The sequence below is a fragment of the Mesorhizobium sp. P2_E7 genome (genome assembly GCF_056403855.1).
Genome location: NZ_JBFUER010000001.1, coordinates 736,563 through 754,821 on the forward strand (window position 1 = coordinate 736,563; position 18,259 = coordinate 754,821).

The window sequence follows — 18,259 nt, forward strand, 5'->3', positions numbered from 1 at the left end:
TTTGATGCTCGGCCCGCAACCCAGCACCCCGGACTTTTGATATGACCATGCATCGTTACCGCAGCCACACCTGTGCCCAGTTGAGAAAGAGCGATGTCGGCTCTTCCGTTCGCCTGTCGGGCTGGGTGCATCGCGTGCGCGACCATGGCGGCCTGCTGTTCATCGATTTGCGCGACCATTACGGCCTGACCCAGATCGTCGCCGATCCGGATTCGCCCGCCTTCAAGGTCGCCGAGACGGTGCGTGGCGAATGGGTGATCCGCGTCGACGGCGAGGTCAAGGCGCGCTTGCCTGACACCACCAACGCCAATCTGCCGACCGGTGAGATCGAAATCTTTGCCCGCGAAATCGAGGTGCTGTCGGCGGCCAAGGAATTGCCGCTGCCGGTGTTCGGCGAGCCGGACTATCCCGAGGATATCCGCCTGAAATACCGCTTCCTCGACCTGCGTCGCGAGACGCTGCACAAGAACATCGTGGCGCGCACGAAAATCATCGCCGAGATGCGCAAGCGTATGGGCGAGGTCGGGTTCACCGAATTCTCGACGCCGATCCTGACGGCCTCTTCGCCGGAGGGCGCGCGCGACTTCCTGGTGCCGTCGCGCATTCATCCCGGCACTTTCTACGCGCTGCCGCAGGCGCCGCAGCAGTACAAGCAGCTGATCATGGTCTCCGGCTTCGACCGCTATTTCCAGATCGCGCCATGCTTCCGCGACGAGGATCCGCGCGCTGACCGTCTGCCCGGCGAATTCTACCAGCTCGACCTCGAAATGAGCTTCGTCGAGCAGGACGACGTGCTGTCGACCATGGAACCGGTTATGCGCGGGGTCTTCGAGACTTTTGCGAACGGCAAGCCGGTGACGCAGAAGTTCCAGCGCATTCCCTATGACGTCGCGATGCGCAAATACGGCTCCGACAAGCCGGACCTGCGCAACCCGATCGAGATGCAGGCCGTCTCCGAGCATTTCCGCGAGTCCGGCTTCAAGGTCTTCGCCAACATCCTGGCCAATGATCCGAAGGCCGAAGTGTGGGGCATTCCTGCCAAGACCGGCGGCAGCCGCGCGTTCTGCGATCGGATGAATTCCTGGGCGCAGGGCGAGGGCCAGCCGGGGCTGGGGTACATCTTCTGGCGCAAGGAAGGCGACAAGCTCGAAGGCGCCGGTCCGCTGGCCAAGAACATCGGCGAGGAGCGCACCGAGGCGATCCGTCAGCAGCTCGGCCTGGCTGATGGCGACGCCGCCTTCTTCGTCGCCGGCGACCCCAAGAAATTCGTCACCTTCGCGGGCGCTGCACGCACGCGGGCCGGCGAGGAGCTGAACCTTGTCGACCGCGAGCGCTTCGAGTTGTGCTGGATCGTCGACTTCCCGTTCTTCGAATGGAACGAGGAGGAGAAGAAGATCGATTTCGCCCACAATCCGTTCTCGATGCCGCAGGGCGGTATCGAGGCGCTGGGTGGCGACGACCTGCTCGGCATCAAGGCCTTCCAGTACGATATGGTCTGCAACGGCTTCGAGATCGCTTCAGGCGGTATCCGCAACCATCTGCCGGAGACGATGGTCAAGGCGTTCGAGACGGTCGGGCTGGATCGCGCCACGGTCGAGGAGCGCTTTGGCGGCCTCTACCGCGCCTTCCAGTATGGCGCGCCGCCGCATGGCGGCATGGCGGCCGGCGTCGACCGTGTCGTCATGCTGCTGGTCGGCGCCAAGAACCTGCGCGAGATCACCATGTTCCCGATGAACCAGCAGGCCTACGACCTGTTGATGAACGCGCCTTCAGAAGCCACGCCGCAGCAACTGCGCGAGCTGTCGCTGCGTGTAGCTGCGGTGAAGAAGGACGCCTGATCGCAACTTCGGGCGATACTTCAAGGAATCGTCCGAACCAATTCTTTCGATTCGACAATCCAACAAAAAAGCCCGGCATCGCTGCCGGGCTTTTGCTTTTCGAGCTTTTCGCCCGATCAGTCTTCGTTAGCCTTGACGTGGACGCCGAGCGTCTTCGGCAGGTCGAGCGGGTTGGACATCGCGCCCGCCATGATCAGCGCGAACGGCACCGCTGCCGGCGGCTCAGCCGAAATCTCGAGGCTCTTCGGATCGTCGAGGTATTTGCCCACAGCTGCCGTCACTTCGGCCGTCAGTTCGGGATTGTTGAGCTGCGCCATGCCGAACGGCACGATCGCCTTGGCCTGGTTGGCGATGTCCTTGGCCGACATGCCCTGCTGCTTGCCGACATATTCCAGCACCTTGCCGGTCAGCGAATCGTCGTCGAAGCGGATCGAGGCGCTGTTGAAGGAAAGCTGCTGCAACAGGCCGAGCATGGCCATGCCTTGCGCCGAATTGTCGGCGCCTTCGGGCTGCGCCGCCAGCTTCTTCTGCATCTCCTGCATCGACTTGACGAAGTCGACCGTGTAGCCGCCGAGGCCGAAGGTCATGCCGAGCGTGCCGGCATTCTCGACCGAGATGTCGTATTTCGACAGGTCCATCTTGCCGTCGCTCGGCTGCCAGGTGCCGCCGATGTCGATATTGCCCGATATGTTCTGGTAGCCGAGGGCGTTGATGGCTTCCTTGGACTTCGGATCGTCGACCAGGGTCAGATCGGCGTTGAACTTTTCCGTGGTGGCGGAAAATTCCATCGCCTTGCCGTCGGCCGGCGGCGTGATCTGGACGGCAACGCCGTCCACCGAGAAGGCGGTCTTGTCGGCAACCTTGACCGTCAGGTTTTCGAGTTCGGCCGACTTGTACATCATCATCGAGCCGAGCAGGCCCGTGGCGCCTTCGGCCGGGATGTTGGCGTCATGGATGACGAAGGGCGTGAGGTTGAGCGTGACGCCGTCCTTGCTGTGCTCGAATGCCGACGTCGAGATGGTTGCGATATCGAAGCCGCCATTGGCTTCGGTCACGCCTTCAAGCTTGACGTCGCCGATCGGCAGCGCTTCCTTTTCGGCCGCCGGCTTAACCGACACGCCCTGCAGCACCATGCTGGAATTGTCGCCGGTAACCCCGGTCCAGGAGATATCGACGCCCTGGGCGCCAAGTGCGGCCTTCAGCCGGTCGGCAACCGCAGCGTCCTGCGCAAAGGCGGCATTCAGCGGCAGGGTCAGCAAAAAGGTCGAAAAAGCGAGTGTCTTGAGTGTCGAGCGTTGGATTGTCATCGCGAGTTCCCTGAGAGAGTCCTGAAAAGTGTTTTCTGAATTCTACGCCGTCACCATTCCGTGACGAACTGGACGGGAAAAAGGCACTTTCCCCCAGATTTGTCGAAAATCACGGCGAAAGGCAAATCGGAGCGGGAGCCTTCGCTCGATGCGGTGAATATGTCATGAAGGTCGGGCTCCCCTGCGTACCATCTCCTGCCTTAGAGAGGGCGTGTAACAGATTGATGTTGGTTGGCAACAGCACTGCTACCGGTGCTGTTGCACAGGGACGGCACGTTGGACATGAAATCCATCACACCGCGCGATGGACTGGTCACCTTTTACAGCCAAGACCGAGCAAATTGCGGATACTGACACCGGCGCCTTGCCGCGAATCACCCGCTCGGCTAGTCCAGCCGCATGGGAAAAAGGCTTTTGCCGCCTGAAGATGGCGGCGGTGACCACATCGAACCGGTCGATCTGAAGAAGGCGCTGGAAGAGCGCTATCTCGCCTATGCGCTGTCGACCATCATGCACCGGGCTTTGCCGGATGTGCGCGACGGGCTGAAGCCTGTGCATCGCCGCATCATGCATGCCATGCGGCTGCTCAGGCTCAACCCCGACCAGGGCTTTGCCAAATGCGCCCGCATCGTCGGCGACGTGATGGGCAAGTTCCATCCGCACGGCGACCAGTCGATCTACGACGCGCTGGTGCGCCTGGCGCAGGATTTCTCCATGCGCTATCCCCTCGTCGACGGGCAGGGCAATTTCGGCAATATCGACGGCGATAACGCAGCCGCCATGCGCTATACCGAAGCGCGCATGACCGAGGTGGCGAGCGATTTGCTTGCCGGCATCACCGAGAATGCCGTCGATTTCCGGCCGACCTATAATGAGGAGGACGAGGAGCCCGTGGTGCTCCCCGGCGCCTTCCCGAATCTGCTCGCCAACGGCTCTTCCGGCATTGCGGTCGGCATGGCGACGTCCATCCCGCCGCATAACGCCGCCGAGCTTTGCAACGCAGCGCTTCATCTGATCGAGCAACCCGACGCACCGGTGGCCAAGTTGATGGAGTTCGTCCAGGGACCGGATTTCCCGACCGGCGGCATCATCGTCGACAGCCGTGCTTCCATCCTGGAGGCCTATGAGACCGGCCGCGGCGGTTTTCGCGTGCGCGCCAAATGGGGCCAGGAGGATCAGGGCAGGGGCACCTGGAGCATCGTCGTCACTGAAATTCCTTACGGTATCCAGAAGGCCAGGCTGATCGAAAAGATCGCCGAGCTTTTGATCGCGCGCAAATTGCCGCTGCTCGAGGATGTCAGAGACGAAAGTGCGGAGGACGTCCGCATCGTGCTGGTGCCGAAGAGCCGTACTGTGGATCCCGGCATTCTGATGGAATCGCTGTTCAAGCTGACCGAGCTCGAAAGCCGATTTCCCCTCAACATGAACGTGCTGTCGCGCGGCAAGGTGCCCAACGTCCTGTCGCTCAAGGGCGTACTGAAGGAGTGGCTCGACCATCGGCGCGATGTGCTGATCCGCCGCTCGAAGCATCGGCTTGGCGAAATCGAGAAGCGGCTGGAAATCCTTGCCGGCTACCTGATCGCCTATCTCAACATCGACGAGGTCATCAGGATCATCCGCGAGGAGGATGAGCCCAAGCAAGTGATGATGGCCCGCTGGTCGCTCACCGACACCCAGGCCGAAGCGATCCTCAACATGCGGCTGCGCGCCTTGCGCAAGCTGGAAGAGTTCGAGATCCGCAAGGAATTCGACGGTCTCACCACCGAAAAGAAGCAGATCGAGGCATTGCTCGCATCCGATGCCAAGCAATGGTCGACGATCAAATGGGAAGTCACCCAGGTTCGCGATAAGTTCGGCCCGGACACCGAGCTCGGCAAGCGCCGCACCCAGTTCGCCGACGCGCCGGAACATGATCTGACCGACATTGCGCACGCCATGATCGAGCGCGAGCCGGTCACCGTGGTGGTCTCGGAGAAGGGGTGGCTCAGGGCCATGAAAGGCCATCTGGCCGACCATTCCACGCTCACCTTCAAGGAAGGCGACAGCCTCAAGCTTGCCTTCCATGCCCAGACCACCGACAAGATCTTGGTCTTCACCACCGGCGGCAAATTCTACACCATCGGCGCCGACCGGCTGCCGGGCGGCCGTGGCCATGGCGAGCCGATCCGCATCATTGTCGACATGGACAACGACCAGGACATCGTCACCGCTTTCGTCCACGACCCGAAGCGCAAGCTGCTCTTGGTTTCCTACGACGCCAACGGCTTCATCGTGCCGGAGGAGGAGGTCGTCGCCAACACCCGCAAGGGCAAGCAGGTGATGAACGTCAAGGCGCCCGACGAGGCCAAGGCCTGCGTCCCGGTTTCCGGCGATCACCTCGCCATCGTCGGCGAGAACCGCAAGATGCTGGTGTTTGCGCTCTCCGAAATCCCCGAAATGGGCCGCGGCAAGGGCGTTCGCCTGCAGAAATACAAGGATGGCGGTCTGCTCGACCTCAAGCCTTTCACGCTGGCGAGCGGTCTGTCATGGCAGGATTCGGCCGACCGTACGTTTATCAGGTCGCGCGAGGAGCTGGCGGAGTGGATCGGCGCCAGAGCATCGGCGGGCCGGATGGTACCGAAGGGATTTCCGCGGACGGGGAAGTTTGGGTAGCGGCGCTTCTTCCTTCTCCCCTTGTGGGAGAAGGTGTCGCCGAAGGCGACGGATGAGGGGTGTTCCAGGGAACGCTAACGCCTCACTCCGCTGGAACACCCCTCATCCGTCTCGGCGCTGCGCGCCGATCCACCTTCTCCCACAAGGGGAGAAGGGAAGGCGCTTCACCAACCATTTGGACTATCGTCACGATTGCGGCACTATAACAGTGCATAAACGCTTGATTGGCCGGGGAGAGATGGGCGTTTGAAGGAAGCCAAGATCCAGAAGCCGGAGCGTCAGCAGCGGCTGTTCGGCCTGTCGACGCCGTTGAGGGCCGCCGTCATCCCCCCGATATCGGCCGCACGCTGGCTGCTGGTGCTGATCGTCGCCGCCGGTGTCTATTTCTTCCACGGCTTCCTGTTTCCGGTGCTGGCAGCGCTCGTCATTGCCTTCGCCAGCTGGCCGCTCTACCGCCGGCTGCTTGCCGGCGTCGGCGGCAACCGCACGATTGCCGCGACCCTTGCCATCCTGTTCATCCTGACCTTCCTGGTGGTGCCGATCGCGCTTGCCGGCACCTATGCCATCAACGAAGTCCGTGAATGGGTCGGCTGGGCGATCGAGACCAACCGGCACGGCGCGGTCACCCCGCACTGGATCGCCACGCTGCCGGTGATCGGCGAGTGGCTGAACGAGCAGTGGGTCGACAATTTCGGCCATCCCGGCGGCATCGGCGAACTGATCCAGCTGGTCAGCGGCGCCAATATAGGCAGCATCTATCGCGGTGTGCTGGCCGCCGGCGGCAGCGCCTTCGGCCTGTTGCTGACGCTGCTGTTCATGATGATCGCGCTGTTCTTCGCCTATCGCGACGGCGAGCATTTCGCCGGTCAGATCGACCGGCTCGGCGAACGCATCTTGCCGACGCGGTGGGAGCGGATTTCGCGCGTCGTGCCGGCAACCATTTCCTCGACCGTCACCGGCATGACCGTGATCGCCATCGGCGAGGGGCTGGTGCTCGGCGTCGCCTACTGGCTGGCCGGCGTGCCGTCGCCGGTGACGCTGGGCGCGCTCACCGGCGTGATGGCGCTGATCCCCGGCGGCGCGCCGCTGTCCTTTACGCTGGTGTCGATCTACCTCGCCGCAAGCGGCTCGCCGATGGCAGGACTGGCGCTGTTCATCTGGGGTGCGGTGGAACTCTTCATCGTCGACAAGACCTTGCGCCCGAAACTGGTTGGCGGGCCGATCAAATTGCCCTTCCTGCCGACCTTTTTCGGCCTGATCGGCGGCGTCAAGACGATGGGCTTTCTCGGCTTGTTCATCGGCCCCGTTCTGATGGCGCTCTTGGTCGCGATCTGGCGCGAATGGCTGCGCGAGGTGGAACTGGCCGAGGAAATCCAGCCCGGTTCGCCGGTCGAAATCGAAGCCGACCCACAGGTCGAGGTTCTGCCAGCACCCGGCGTAGCGAAGAAAGCCAGCGCCTGATCCGCAGTCCCGGTCGCGTTAAGGTTCCTCGAGGTCAGATCACTCCCAGCCAAGAAAGTACCAGCCGAGCGTCCACGCAGCCGAGGCACATAGTGTGATCGAAATCGGCAGCACGAGGAAAACGATCCAAAAGAATCCGTCCAACGTATTTCGCATTTGAAAGCGAGTATATTGCAATACCAGCGCCGATGTCGCGCCGATCGCGGCAGCGGCCGAAGTCAGCGCCAGGACGACAAACCACGCTACGGAAAGTCCGTCCATGGGGCGGGAGAAGATCGCTGGGCCAGTAAAGCAAAGCGCTAGACCAACAACTACGAAAATTATTGCCGCGATGCGCTTCATTGAATGCAGGCCCAATTAAATTTGGACCTATCTTGAAGGATAGCTGTTACTTGCGGACTAACGCGACGATAGGATTACGAAGATCGAGATTGTCGAAGAACCCGATCCGGGGAAATAGCGGGCTCGCGCCTTACGTAGACTCAGTCGAGCGTCTCGCCATCCAGCACACGCTTGTAAAGCTCGATATAGCCGAGCGTGGCCTTTCTCATGGGGAAGCGCGTTGCCGCAGACTCGCGGCATTGCTCAGGCGTAAGGGACGCAACGGCATCCAGAGCCTTGCCGAATTCTTCGTCGGTCTCGAACAGCCGGCCGCTATCGGCGTCAACCGTCTCCGGTAGAGCGCCCCTCGGAGTGCTGAGGACCGGCGTGCCGCAAAGCATGGCCTCGACAGGTGCGTTGCCGAACGGCTCTTCCCAGGCGATGGGATTGAGGAAGGCTCTCGCTTCGCCCAGCAGGCGCAGCTTTACCTCGCCATCGACGATACCGTGAAAGCGATAACGACTGCCGAGGGTTTTGAAGAACACGCCATCGCGGCGTGTTTGGCTGCGTCCGAGCAGCTTCCATCGTGCCCCGCCGGCGATGTCGAGTTGGAAATCGAATTTCCTGGCAAGATCGACCGCCCGGTTGAGCCCCTTGCTGGAGCGCGCAATGCCGGCGAGGAAAAGCACGTTGCGGCCCTTTGACGGCGACAGCCGGTATTCGTCCACCGGGAAGCCGTTGTAGACGAAGGTTTTGTAGCCGTAGAAGCGGGCATGATTGGCGCTGATGAAACTCCAGTTGGGCATAGCGGGCAAGCCCGGCAGGATCTCGCGCATGGTGTTCACGGTCGGAATACCGAGATCGAACGGCCAGCTATGTGTGTGGAGGATCTGGGTGTCGGCGGGGATGGCTTTTCTGACCTCGTCTTCGGTCGATGCGTGCCGGACCTCGCAAAGTGGATGGCTTGAACCCGGCGCCGCAATGACCACGACGCGGTGGCCCAGCTTGGCAAGGTCGGTCGCCAGCCAGTTGACCTGACGCTGGATACCGCCATAGCCGACGCAGGGAATGGCTCCCTTCAAGACAAGCGTGATATGCATTCCGCCCCCGGATTGCCCATTAGAAAAAACTAAATAGGGGCAATGATGGGGATCGGCAACCGCGACGTTCGAATAAGTCTAGGCCGGGTAGGCAACCGCGAGCGCCGCGCGGCGCTTGCGTCCCTCATGCAATTGCCACAGCGAATGCGCGACCAGCGTGACGATCAAGATCGCGCCGCCAATCAGGCTGTTGCGTGACGGCGTCTCGGCAAAGATCATCCAGATCCAGACCGGCGCCAGCACCGTTTCCAGCAGATAGAACATCGCCACTTCGGGGCCCGAAATGTATTTTGGTCCGTTGGCCAGGCAGAAGAACGAGATCGGCATGATGACGGCGCCGTTGAAGATGATCCACCAGGGCGCTTCGACCTGAAAGCCGGTCCTGGAGACCATGAACACCGCCAGCACCAAGGGCAAGATGACGCCGATCAGCGCGGTAAAACCCATATCCTTGCCGCTGGCGCGCGAGATGGTGATGGCGCAGGCGACGCAGAGCGACGAGCACAAGGCCATGATGTCGCCGAACAGATAGCCATTGCCGATGGAGTCGCCGACGATGATGGCGATCCCGATGATCATCAATGCCAGCGCCGCCAGCGTCAGCGGCTGTGGCCTTTCCCTAAGGAACACCCAGGACAGCAGCGCCGAGAACATGGTGGTGAAGGCAAGGATGAAGACGAGGTCGGCGGTAGAGGTGTTGTAGACGGCGGTGATGAAAGCGATCGAGCCGAGCCCGTAGAGCGTTGCCACCGCCAGCCCCAGCCGTCCCGGAACGAGCTGTGGCGCCTTGTTGCTCAACGAGCGCCACACCGCCCAGATGAGAAGCCCGGCGATGAGGGTGCACCCGGCGCGCAGCAGCAGGATCGTCCATGGCTCGCCATGAGCGAGCCGGATCAGCGGAATATCGACGGTCAGCGTCATACCGCCAAGCGCGGTGAGCAGAAGTCCTTTGGTGTGAGCATCGTGGGATGACATGAAGCGACTTTCGCAATGAATTCGATGGCCGGCCCGGCGCGATCGCACACTCTCCGCCAACAGGCGGAAAGACCAGCATCATCTCAGTTGAAAATGTTTAGGCCCAGACTTGGGGAAAGAGCAGTTAGCGCGTGACCGCTTCGTGGTCGTAGCGTTCCCAGCCCTTCGGGCCGAGATGCTCCTGCGGCATGAAACGCATCTTATAGTTCATCTTGCGCGAGCCGTTGACCCAGTAGCCGAGATAGACATGGGGCAAGCCCATGGCCCTGGCGCGGGCGATATGGTCGAGGATCATGAAGGTGCCGAGCGAGCGGTCCTCGAACTCGGGATTGAAGTAGGAATAGACCATCGACAGGCCGTCGGCCATCTTGTCGGTCAGCGCCACGGCGATCAGCTCGCCCTGGCCCTTGCCGGTGATGAAAGTGTCGGGGCCGCGGCGCCGGTATTCGATGACCTTGGTGTCGACATGGGTGTCCTCGACCATCATGGCGTAGTCGAGCACCGTCATGTCGGACATGCCGCCGCGGCGGTGGCGGGCGTCGAGATAGCCGCGGAACAGCGAATACTGCTCGGTTGACGGCTGCGCGTCGTGCATTGCGCCGATGAGATCGGAATTGCGCTGGATCACCCGCTTCATGTTGCGGCTGGCGGTGAATTCCTGCGCCAGGATGCGCACGGAGACGCAGGCGCGGCAGGTCTCGCAGGCCGGCCGGTAGGCGATGTTCTGCGAGCGCCGGAAGCCGCCTTGCGTCAGCAGGTCGTTCATCTCCGGAGCCTTGTCGCCGACAAGATGCGTAAACACCTTGCGTTCGAACTGGCCCTCAAGATACGGGCACGGCGATGGCGCGGTCAGAAAGAACTGCGGCGACTGGGTCGGATGCTGCGTCATCGAACCTTGGGAACACTCCTTCGAATCGCTCTACCTTTGGCTCGGCTGGCGAAAAATTCAACAGGATTGTGAAGGCTCAGGTGAACGGACGCCTTCACATTTGCGCACAAATGCCTTTTGGGACCGGTTGAGCGCCGGTTCAACGGTCGCTGCGGCTGACAACCGTGCCAAGCAGCAGGTCGTGCAGCGTGCGCTTGCGATCGGAAAACAGCGTCACCAGGAGAACGAGCGGCGTCAGGATGACGGTGCTCGCCCAGAACAGCACCGAATGGACGACGGCGGTGAGCCCGTCGATACGGCTGCCGTCGAGGCGATCGAGCCGAATGCCCATCATCTTCATGCCTGAAGTGGCCTGGTTGCGACCGCCCAGCGTGTTCCAGATGTAGAGAATGGCGACCGCCGGTACGAGGATGGAGTATAGCGCCCAGCCGAGACCGAATGTCAAAAGCCCGAGCACGGCCACCAGGATCGCGAACGGAATGGTGAGCAGCGCCACGATGCAATAGTCGATGATGAAGGCGAGGATGCGCCGCGTGCGCACACCGTCATAGGCCCTGACGTCGTCGAGCCTGGTGGTGATGATTTCGCCGTCAAGTACGCGCGCGTTCATGTCATGTCCCCGCCATGGCATCCCGATGGGAATGCCCGTCGCCCTTTCAAATGGTGAGGGCGACGGCGAATTCAAGAAACGGACACTTCGGCGTCCGGCGCAACTTCCCTAGAAGATGCCGCGGAAAAGACGGTAGCGGACCCTGTCCATATACTCCCGGTATTCCTCCGTCCTTGCCAGGATAGCTTCCTCCCGCAGGATGCGATGGATCTGGAAGAGCGTGATGATGGCATAGACGGTGAAGTTGTAGATCGAGAAGCTCGACAGCAGGAACAGAATGTGCCCGATCAAATAGCCGGCGTAGATTGGATGCCGCACGAACCGGTAGGCGCCGCCGGTTACCACGCCGCGATTGGCGGGCAGGATGGCGAAGGAGCGGCCAAGCGAAATCTTGCCCCAGATGACGATCCAAAGCCCAATGAACTGGATCGGCGCCGCGATATAGAGCGGGATGATTGGAACGCCGGCCTCCATCGAGATGAAACCGGCGCCGAAGCCGGCCGCCAGTGCGATGAAGACGGTGAAGGGGTTCCAGTCGCGCACCAAGGGTCGCCGCGCCGTCAGCAACCAGATGAAAGTCAATGAGTCCGAAATCATCAGCAGCAACACGTTGAGACGCGCTGGATCGACAACCAGATGGCTCACCCCGCGATAGACAAAGAGCGCGGCGACAGCCAGGGCTATGAATCGGAACAGTCCCTCGCGCAGATCGGCGAGGATTTCGCGGTTGCGCGGACTGGACCAGAAACGCGCCTCTGCGCCAGGCAGCGTCTCACTCTTGAAAATGCTCAAATCAGTCACCCCGATGATCCCCTCGAGGGTGACCATTGCACGCAAGCCGTTGCCGTGGGGTTAAGCTTTCTTGAGCACTTGTCACATTACGCCGGGAGAATCATCACAGTTGCGCCGAACCGCACGAGTTTGCGGTCTGGGCAGTTGAACATGACACTCTTCCCAGTTTAGCTTGCTGCGGCGCAGCAAGACGCTGAGGGGACGGGGTTACATGGATTACGACATGCTGGTCATCGGCAGCGGCCCTTCCGGCCGCCGCGCCGCGGTGCAATCGGCCAAGCTCGGCAAATCGGTGCTGGTGGTCGACAGGGGCCGGCGCCTCGGCGGCGTCTCGGTGCACACCGGCACCATCCCTTCGAAGACGCTGCGCGAGACGGTGCTCAACCTCTCCGGCTGGCGCGAGCGCGGCTTTTACGGCCGCGGTTACCGGGTCAAGCAGGACATTTCGATCGCCGACCTGGTTGACCGCCTGCACAAGACGCTCGACCACGAGGTCGAGGTGCTGCAGCACCAGTTCATGCGCAATGCGGTCAAAAGCGCACGCGCCACGGCGAAATTCCTCGGCCCCAACAAGATCAGCCTGACGGCGGACAATGGCGACTACTCGGAAGTCGGTTTTGCCAATGCGCTGATTGCGGTCGGCACCAGGCCGCATCGGCCGCGCGACGTGCCCTTCGACAAGGTCCGCGTCTTCGACAGCGACGAGATGCTGGAACTCGACCGCCTGCCGCGCACGCTGACGGTGATCGGCGCCGGCGTCATCGGCGTCGAATATGCCACCATCTTTTCGGCCCTCGACGTGCCGGTGACGCTGGTCGAGCCGCGCAACACCATTCTCGATTTCGTCGACCGCGAGATCGTCGACGACTTCATCCACCAGATGCGCGACCGCGGCATGACCATTCGTCTCGGCAGCACGGTCAAGGAAATCGTCTCAAAACCCGACTATGCCGAAGTGACACTCGCCGACGGCCGCACCATCCGCTCCGAGGTTGTGCTCTATGCCGCCGGCCGCAGCGGCAATCTCGGCAGCCTCGGCCTCGACGTGGTGGGCATCGAGGCCGACTCCAGAGGCCGCATCAAGGTCGATCCGCAGACGTTCCAGACCGCCGTGCCCAACATCTATGCCACCGGCGACGTCATCGGCTTTCCCAGCCTCGCCTCGACCTCGATGGAGCAGGGCAGGGTGGCCGCTTGTCATGCCTTCGGCGTGCAACTGCCGCCGCCGCCGGAAACCTTTCCCTATGGCATTTACGCCGTGCCGGAAATCTCCACAGTCGGCCAGTCGGAGGAACAGGTGCGCGAGAGTGGCGCTGCCTATGAGGTCGGCGTGGCCCGCTTCCGCGAAACCTCGCGCGGCCACATCATGGGCGTCAACACCGGCTTCCTGAAGCTGCTGTTCTCGGTCGAGACCCGCCGCCTGCTCGGCGCCCACATCGTCGGCGAGGGCGCCACCGAACTGATCCATATCGGCCAGGCGGTGATCAACCTCGGCGGCACGGTCGACTTCTTCGTCAACAACACCTTCAACTACCCGACGCTGGCCGAAGCCTACAAGATCGCCGGCCTCGATGCCTGGAACCGGATGGGGCAGGGGTAGGCAGGTTTTTGGCTCAGCCTTCCATCTGGGCGAGCAGTGCCAGCATGACATCGGCCGAGGGCATCGGCAGAACCGCCTCGATTTCCGCCGGCCGCACGCCGGCAATCGCGTCGGCGCCGGCGGCGCCGGTGCCCAGAGGTCCGCGGAAACCGTGTTTGGACCAGGCACGCTCCTGCAGCTTCGGACTGGTCAGCCCTCGACTCGCCAGACGCCGCTGCGATGGCCCGCATCCACATCTTTCAGCCGGCTTACTGTTTTCAGTGGCTCGCTGGGGCGTTATGTGAGTTGATGGGGTGGACGGGCGCGACGGGAGATCGAGATGCTGGGCTGGTTCCGCAAGCTGCTGCCGCGCGAAGATCGCTTCTTCGACCTGTTTGAGCGGCATTCCCGCACCGTGGTCGGCGGTGCCGAGGCGCTGGAACAGCTTTTGCAGGGCAAAGACATCGATCGATGGTGTCAGAAGATCATCGATCTCGAGGATGAGGCCGATCACATCACCGCCGAAGTCCTGCTGGCGGTGCGACGCTCCTTCATCACGCCTTTCGATCGCGGCGATATCAAGGATTTGATCCAGTCGATGGATGATGCCATCGACATGATGCACAAGACCGTCAAGACGGTGAAGCTTTTCGAGAGGAAGGAATTCGACCCGCTGATGCAGGAAATGGGTGGCGTCATCGTTGCCGCCGCCAAGCTGGTTGCCGAAGCGATCCCGCTGCTCAGCAAAGTCGGCACGCACACGGTGCGCCTCAACGCCATCGCGGAAGAAGTCATGCGCGTCGAAAGCCGCGCCGACGATTTGCATGAGCAAGGATTGAAGGACCTATTCCAGCGGCATGGCCGCAGCGATCCGATGGCCTACCTGATCGGCAGCGAGATTTATGGCCAACTGGAGAAAGTGGTCGACCGCTTCGAGGACGTCGCCAACGAGATCAGCGGCATCGTCATCGAGAACGTTTAGGCAATGGAAGCCACCATCGCTTTTCCCGTGCTGGCCGGCCTTGTCGCCGTCGCGCTGTTCTTCGATTTTCTCAATGGCCTGCATGACGCCGCCAACTCCATTGCCACCATCGTCTCCACCCGCGTGCTGAGGCCCCAATATGCGGTGCTATGGGCGGCCTTCTTCAATTTCATCGCCTTCATGTTCTTCGGTCTCCATGTCGCCGAGACCGTGGGAAAAGGCATAGTCGACGTCGCCATTGTCACGCCGGCGGTGATCTTTTCGGCACTAGTCGGCGCCATTGTCTGGAACATCGTCACCTGGATTGCCGGTATCCCATCGAGCAGCTCGCATGCCCTGATCGGTGGGTTGGTTGGCGCGGGTATTGCGAAGGCCGGCGTCGGCGCCATCGTCTGGACGGGGCTTGGCAAGACAGTCGCCGCGATTGTCCTGTCACCGGCGACCGGCTTTGTCCTCGCGCTGGTCCTGGTTCTTCTTGTCTCGTGGCTGTTCGTGCGCCAGACGCCGTTCGCCGTCGACAGCACCTTCCGAGTCCTGCAGTTCTTCTCCGCCTCGCTCTATTCGCTAGGCCACGGCGGCAATGACGCGCAGAAGACCATGGGCATCATCGCGGTGTTGCTTTACTCGCAAGGCATGCTCGGCGAAAAATTCTACGTGCCGCTTTGGGTCGTCCTCACCTGCCAGTCGGCGCTGGCGCTGGGCACCTTGTTCGGCGGGTGGCGGATCGTTCACACAATGGGCTCGAAAATCACACGGCTGAACCCGATGCAGGGCTTCTGCGCCGAGACCGGTGGCGCCATCACCCTGTTCGCGGCTACCTGGCTTGGCATTCCCGTTTCGACCACCCACACCATCACCGGAGCCATCATCGGCGTCGGCGCTGCCCGCCGCGTCTCGGCCGTGCGCTGGGGCATTGCCGGTAACATCGTCATCGCCTGGATTGTCACCTTGCCGGCCACGGCGGCAATTTCGGCGCTCACCTATTTTGTCACGCGCCTGGGCGGCTGACCAAAATCTGAGTATGGGCGATAAAGCGTCCATGCAGATCTGACCGCGATGAAGTGTCACCCGCGCTTTTGCGGTCTTATGTAAGGTGGTCGGGGGCTACCTGGCCTTGTCCTTGCGGACTATGGAAAGCTTCGGCCCGTGAGCTTCCCGGATGATCGTGAGAGCCTCGTCTCTGGTGATGCCGACCTTGCGGGCATAGTAGGCGGCTTCCGCTTCAAGCCTGCCGTCTATTGGTTCTGCAATCGCCTGCTTGGCCTTCTGCTTCGCCTTCTTCCCCATGTGTCGAATCATAGCACATTGCGCGACTTGGCTGAATGTCCTTGTCTGAAGTGGTTAAAATTTCAAACTGACCTACTACCGAAGCTAGGAGCGGCGCGGTGATCGCGCGGGCGGCGCTGCTCGCTGTCTTAGTCGGCGTCGTTGCCTATCTGATGGTATCTGGCCTTATCGGAGAAGAGGATATGCCGGGTTTCGGTCGGAGGGGGATTTCCCGCATTCTCTTCGTCAAATTCTAGATTGCGGCTATCGATAGCGTATCTATGGCAAAATCGAGTGAAACGACGCTCGTCGAAGCCGTCAAAGTAATAGACCGCCCCCCAAACGGAGACGTATCCTGGCCACTTTCGGACAGATGGCCACGATTGCCTGCTCGATGCGGCAAGTGATGATTTGCTATGCAGCAGCTGGCGCCGCCATCCACTGCCGGACGATGGCGACATCAGGGCCGCCAATGTCATGACCCGAAGCGACGATGCGGGCATCGACCTCGGCGCCGCGTCCATGAAGCAGCGTCACCAGCGCCGGCGCAAACGGCCCGTAGGTCTCGTCGGCGGCGCCGGCGATGATCAGCACGCGCGTTCCCTCGAGGTCGGTTGACGGCATATCGTCGATTACCGGCATCGCTCTCAGCAGCGCCGCTTTTCGGACGAGGTGCGGGTGGAGCAGCATCAGGCTCGAGACCAGATTGGCGCCATTGGAATAGCCAAGGAAAGTCGCACGGGCGAGATCGAGCCGGTGCCGACTTGCCGCCTCGCTGGCAAAAGCGGCAAAGGCTGATGTCTCAGCGCGGATGCTTGCCTGCCCGAAGCGGGTCGGGGTGATCCGCTCGAACCAGCGGAAGCCGTCCTCCTGGGGAATGCGGCCGCGCACCGCGACCAGCGTGGCGTCGGGTGCGATCTGCGTCGCAATCGGCAGCATCGTCGTTTCGTCGACGCCCGATCCATGCAGCAGAAACAGGCATTCGCGGCTTGCATTTTCCGGCTTGAGCAGGCGGTACGGGAAGGCCAGGTCCTGGTGCAGAACGCCATGCTTTTCGGTATATTCGGGCACGCTCATATCTCTTTGATTTCGTATATATATTGGTCATTTGCCGGCTTCAAAACGGAATATTTTCATGCTCCGCGAAATGTGATTGAACCAGGCCCATTTCAGACCGTTTCTGCGCCGATATGCTTCCTGCGGGAGGAATCGAAGCGGTGTGCGCCGATGGTCGCATCCCGGCATGAACAACACGAGCATCCTTGCTCTCGCTTTGAGGCCTTTTGTCGATGACTACGCAACTCCCGCCGGATCGCGCCGAACGCGATACCCGTATCGATGTGTTCCGCGCGCTCGCTCTCCTGACCATCTATGTCGACCACGTGCCGGGCACCGTCTTCGAAACGCTGACCTACAAGAATTTCGGATTCTCGGACGCGGCGGAAGCGTTCGTGCTGATCTCGGGCATGTCCGTGGCGCTCGCCTATGGCAACAAGTTCCAGACCGGTGGCCGGCTGTTGGCGACGTTGAAGATGTGGCGCCGCGCCGGCGTCCTCTACACCGCCCACATCGTCACCACCATGGCGGTGATGGCGATGTTTTGCGCGGCCGCGGTCTTCGCCCACCGGCCTGAGCTGCTGAAGCTGATCAACATCGAACCGCTGATGAAGAACACGCCAGAGGTGATGGTCGGCATCGTCACGCTCGGCCACCAGCTCGGCTACAACAACATCCTGCCGGTCTATGCGGCGCTGCTGTTGATGGCGCCGCTCTTCCTGCTCTTCGTCAGCTACCGGCCGCTGCCGGCACTGGTCTTTTCCGGTGCCCTGTGGCTCGTCGCCGGCATCTGGCAGATCGCGCCGCCGAACTATCCGGAGCCCGGCTTCTGGTTCCTCAACCCGCTGTCCTGGCAGTTCCTGTTCAACATCGGCCTGGCCGGAATGCTGCATGTCCGGCGCGGCGGCACGATTCCCGTCAATCGCTGGCTGGTGGGCGCCGCGGCGGCCTATGTCGCGGTAGCGCTGGTCTGGGTGCACAGCCCGCTCTGGGGCCAGATCACCTGGTTCGATCTGCCTGTGGTGATCGGCGGCTTCGACAAGACCTTCCTGTCGCTGCCGCGCCTGCTGCACATTCTGGCGGTGAGCTATCTGATCGTCGCCTTGCCGGCCGTGTCGAATCTGTTCCGTCTCAGCCGCGACCATCCGCTCGCTTTGCTCGGCAAGCGATCGCTGCCGGTCTTCCTTGCCGGCACGGTGATCGCCATGGTGGCGCAGGTGATGAGGCTGATCAATCCTGGCGGCTTTGCCTATGACGCCTTGCTGATATCGGCCGGCATCGCCATGCAGTTCGCGCTCGCCTTCTATCTCGAATGGCTGTCTGGGGTCGGTTGGTCGGGCAAGAAAACGGTCCGCACCGAAGCGCCGGCCGCTCGCCAGCCTTTCGGCATGTCGCCCGTGGTGGCAAGGCTGAGGCGGTGATCCCGGCTCG

Annotated in this window: 16 protein-coding genes; 7 read left to right on the forward strand and 9 right to left on the reverse strand. The window is 61.8% G+C overall.

All coding sequences use genetic code 11. From position 1 onward, the window contains the following. Positions 1 to 47: 47 nt before the first annotated feature. Complete coding sequence (aspS, locus tag AC1DYC_RS03670; RefSeq protein WP_477408157.1) at positions 48 to 1,838, forward strand: aspartate--tRNA ligase; 1,791 nt, start codon at positions 48 to 50, stop codon at positions 1,836 to 1,838. A 116-nt stretch (positions 1,839 to 1,954) separates the two neighbouring features. Here aspS and AC1DYC_RS03675 read toward each other — a convergent pair whose 3' ends face one another. Beyond that, positions 1,955 to 3,145: a hypothetical protein gene (locus tag AC1DYC_RS03675; protein ID WP_477404065.1), complete on the reverse strand. Its 1,191-nt coding sequence runs from the start codon at positions 3,143 to 3,145 to the stop codon at positions 1,955 to 1,957. Positions 3,146 to 3,544: 399 nt separating this feature from the next. Between AC1DYC_RS03675 and parC the strand changes: the two genes are divergently transcribed. Together parC and AC1DYC_RS03685 are read left to right on the forward strand one after the other, a co-directional pair. Further along, positions 3,545 to 5,797, forward strand: coding sequence for a DNA topoisomerase IV subunit A (gene parC, locus AC1DYC_RS03680; protein WP_477404067.1), 2,253 nt, complete (start codon positions 3,545 to 3,547; stop codon positions 5,795 to 5,797). A gap of 246 nt (positions 5,798 to 6,043) precedes the next feature. After that, complete coding sequence (locus AC1DYC_RS03685) at positions 6,044 to 7,258, forward strand: AI-2E family transporter (protein ID WP_477404069.1); 1,215 nt, start codon at positions 6,044 to 6,046, stop codon at positions 7,256 to 7,258. 39 nt (positions 7,259 to 7,297) lie between these two features. On the opposite strand, the gene AC1DYC_RS03690 is transcribed toward AC1DYC_RS03685, so the two are convergent. From AC1DYC_RS03690 to AC1DYC_RS03715, 6 genes are all read right to left on the reverse strand, one after another. Continuing rightward, the gene (locus AC1DYC_RS03690; RefSeq protein WP_477404071.1) at positions 7,298 to 7,600 is read right to left on the reverse strand and encodes a hypothetical protein; all 303 of its coding nucleotides are present in this window, start codon (positions 7,598 to 7,600) and stop codon (positions 7,298 to 7,300) included. 140 nt (positions 7,601 to 7,740) lie between these two features. Further along, entirely contained in the window at positions 7,741 to 8,661 is a 921-nt protein-coding gene (locus AC1DYC_RS03695; protein ID WP_477404073.1) for a glycosyltransferase, read from the reverse strand. A 96-nt stretch (positions 8,662 to 8,757) separates the two neighbouring features. Beyond that, positions 8,758 to 9,654 (reverse strand): DMT family transporter, encoded by an 897-nt coding sequence (locus tag AC1DYC_RS03700; protein ID WP_477404075.1) that lies wholly within the window; start codon positions 9,652 to 9,654, stop codon positions 8,758 to 8,760. A 124-nt stretch (positions 9,655 to 9,778) separates the two neighbouring features. Beyond that, complete coding sequence (locus AC1DYC_RS03705; protein WP_192253163.1) at positions 9,779 to 10,543, reverse strand: arginyltransferase; 765 nt, start codon at positions 10,541 to 10,543, stop codon at positions 9,779 to 9,781. A gap of 139 nt (positions 10,544 to 10,682) precedes the next feature. Further along, on the reverse strand, positions 10,683 to 11,153 hold the full coding sequence (locus AC1DYC_RS03710) for an RDD family protein (protein ID WP_477404077.1): 471 nt from the start codon (positions 11,151 to 11,153) through the stop codon (positions 10,683 to 10,685). 108 nt (positions 11,154 to 11,261) lie between these two features. Next, complete coding sequence (locus tag AC1DYC_RS03715; protein ID WP_477307569.1) at positions 11,262 to 11,954, reverse strand: methyltransferase family protein; 693 nt, start codon at positions 11,952 to 11,954, stop codon at positions 11,262 to 11,264. Positions 11,955 to 12,156: 202 nt separating this feature from the next. Here AC1DYC_RS03715 and sthA point away from each other — a divergent pair, with 202 nt between their 5' ends. The 3 genes from sthA to AC1DYC_RS03730 all read left to right on the forward strand — a co-directional run bounded on the left by sthA (position 12,157) and on the right by AC1DYC_RS03730 (position 15,514). After that, entirely contained in the window at positions 12,157 to 13,545 is a 1,389-nt protein-coding gene (gene sthA, locus AC1DYC_RS03720; protein ID WP_477307568.1) for a Si-specific NAD(P)(+) transhydrogenase, read from the forward strand. A gap of 319 nt (positions 13,546 to 13,864) precedes the next feature. Further along, complete coding sequence (locus AC1DYC_RS03725) at positions 13,865 to 14,506, forward strand: DUF47 family protein (protein ID WP_477404079.1); 642 nt, start codon at positions 13,865 to 13,867, stop codon at positions 14,504 to 14,506. A gap of 3 nt (positions 14,507 to 14,509) precedes the next feature. Continuing rightward, the gene (locus AC1DYC_RS03730; protein ID WP_477404081.1) at positions 14,510 to 15,514 is read left to right on the forward strand and encodes an inorganic phosphate transporter; all 1,005 of its coding nucleotides are present in this window, start codon (positions 14,510 to 14,512) and stop codon (positions 15,512 to 15,514) included. A gap of 96 nt (positions 15,515 to 15,610) precedes the next feature. Here the strand turns inward: AC1DYC_RS03730 and AC1DYC_RS03735 are convergent, their stop codons facing one another. Further along, complete coding sequence (locus AC1DYC_RS03735; protein ID WP_477404083.1) at positions 15,611 to 15,793, reverse strand: hypothetical protein; 183 nt, start codon at positions 15,791 to 15,793, stop codon at positions 15,611 to 15,613. A gap of 393 nt (positions 15,794 to 16,186) precedes the next feature. After that, on the reverse strand, positions 16,187 to 16,843 hold the full coding sequence (locus tag AC1DYC_RS03740) for an alpha/beta hydrolase (RefSeq protein WP_477404085.1): 657 nt from the start codon (positions 16,841 to 16,843) through the stop codon (positions 16,187 to 16,189). Between the two features lie 218 nt (positions 16,844 to 17,061). Between AC1DYC_RS03740 and AC1DYC_RS03745 the strand changes: the two genes are divergently transcribed. Then, complete coding sequence (locus AC1DYC_RS03745) at positions 17,062 to 18,249, forward strand: OpgC family protein (RefSeq protein ID WP_477404087.1); 1,188 nt, start codon at positions 17,062 to 17,064, stop codon at positions 18,247 to 18,249. Positions 18,250 to 18,259 lie beyond the last annotated feature (10 nt).

Bases quoted from the DNA above. Each gene is read 5' to 3' on its own strand.
- aspS (WP_477408157.1), top strand. From the start codon at position 48: ATGCATCGTTACCGCAGCCACACCTGTGCCCAGTTGAGAAAGAGCGAT.
- AC1DYC_RS03705 (WP_192253163.1), bottom strand. From the start codon at position 10,543: ATGACGCAGCATCCGACCCAGTCGCCGCAGTTCTTTCTGACCGCGCCA.
- parC (WP_477404067.1), top strand. From the start codon at position 3,545: ATGGGAAAAAGGCTTTTGCCGCCTGAAGATGGCGGCGGTGACCACATC.
- AC1DYC_RS03725 (WP_477404079.1), top strand. From the start codon at position 13,865: ATGCTGGGCTGGTTCCGCAAGCTGCTGCCGCGCGAAGATCGCTTCTTC.
- AC1DYC_RS03730 (WP_477404081.1), top strand. From the start codon at position 14,510: ATGGAAGCCACCATCGCTTTTCCCGTGCTGGCCGGCCTTGTCGCCGTC.
- AC1DYC_RS03745 (WP_477404087.1), top strand. From the start codon at position 17,062: ATGACTACGCAACTCCCGCCGGATCGCGCCGAACGCGATACCCGTATC.
- sthA (WP_477307568.1), top strand. From the start codon at position 12,157: ATGGATTACGACATGCTGGTCATCGGCAGCGGCCCTTCCGGCCGCCGC.
- AC1DYC_RS03675 (WP_477404065.1), bottom strand. From the start codon at position 3,145: ATGACAATCCAACGCTCGACACTCAAGACACTCGCTTTTTCGACCTTT.
- AC1DYC_RS03690 (WP_477404071.1), bottom strand. From the start codon at position 7,600: ATGAAGCGCATCGCGGCAATAATTTTCGTAGTTGTTGGTCTAGCGCTT.
- AC1DYC_RS03735 (WP_477404083.1), bottom strand. From the start codon at position 15,793: ATGGGGAAGAAGGCGAAGCAGAAGGCCAAGCAGGCGATTGCAGAACCA.
- AC1DYC_RS03710 (WP_477404077.1), bottom strand. From the start codon at position 11,153: ATGAACGCGCGCGTACTTGACGGCGAAATCATCACCACCAGGCTCGAC.
- AC1DYC_RS03700 (WP_477404075.1), bottom strand. From the start codon at position 9,654: ATGTCATCCCACGATGCTCACACCAAAGGACTTCTGCTCACCGCGCTT.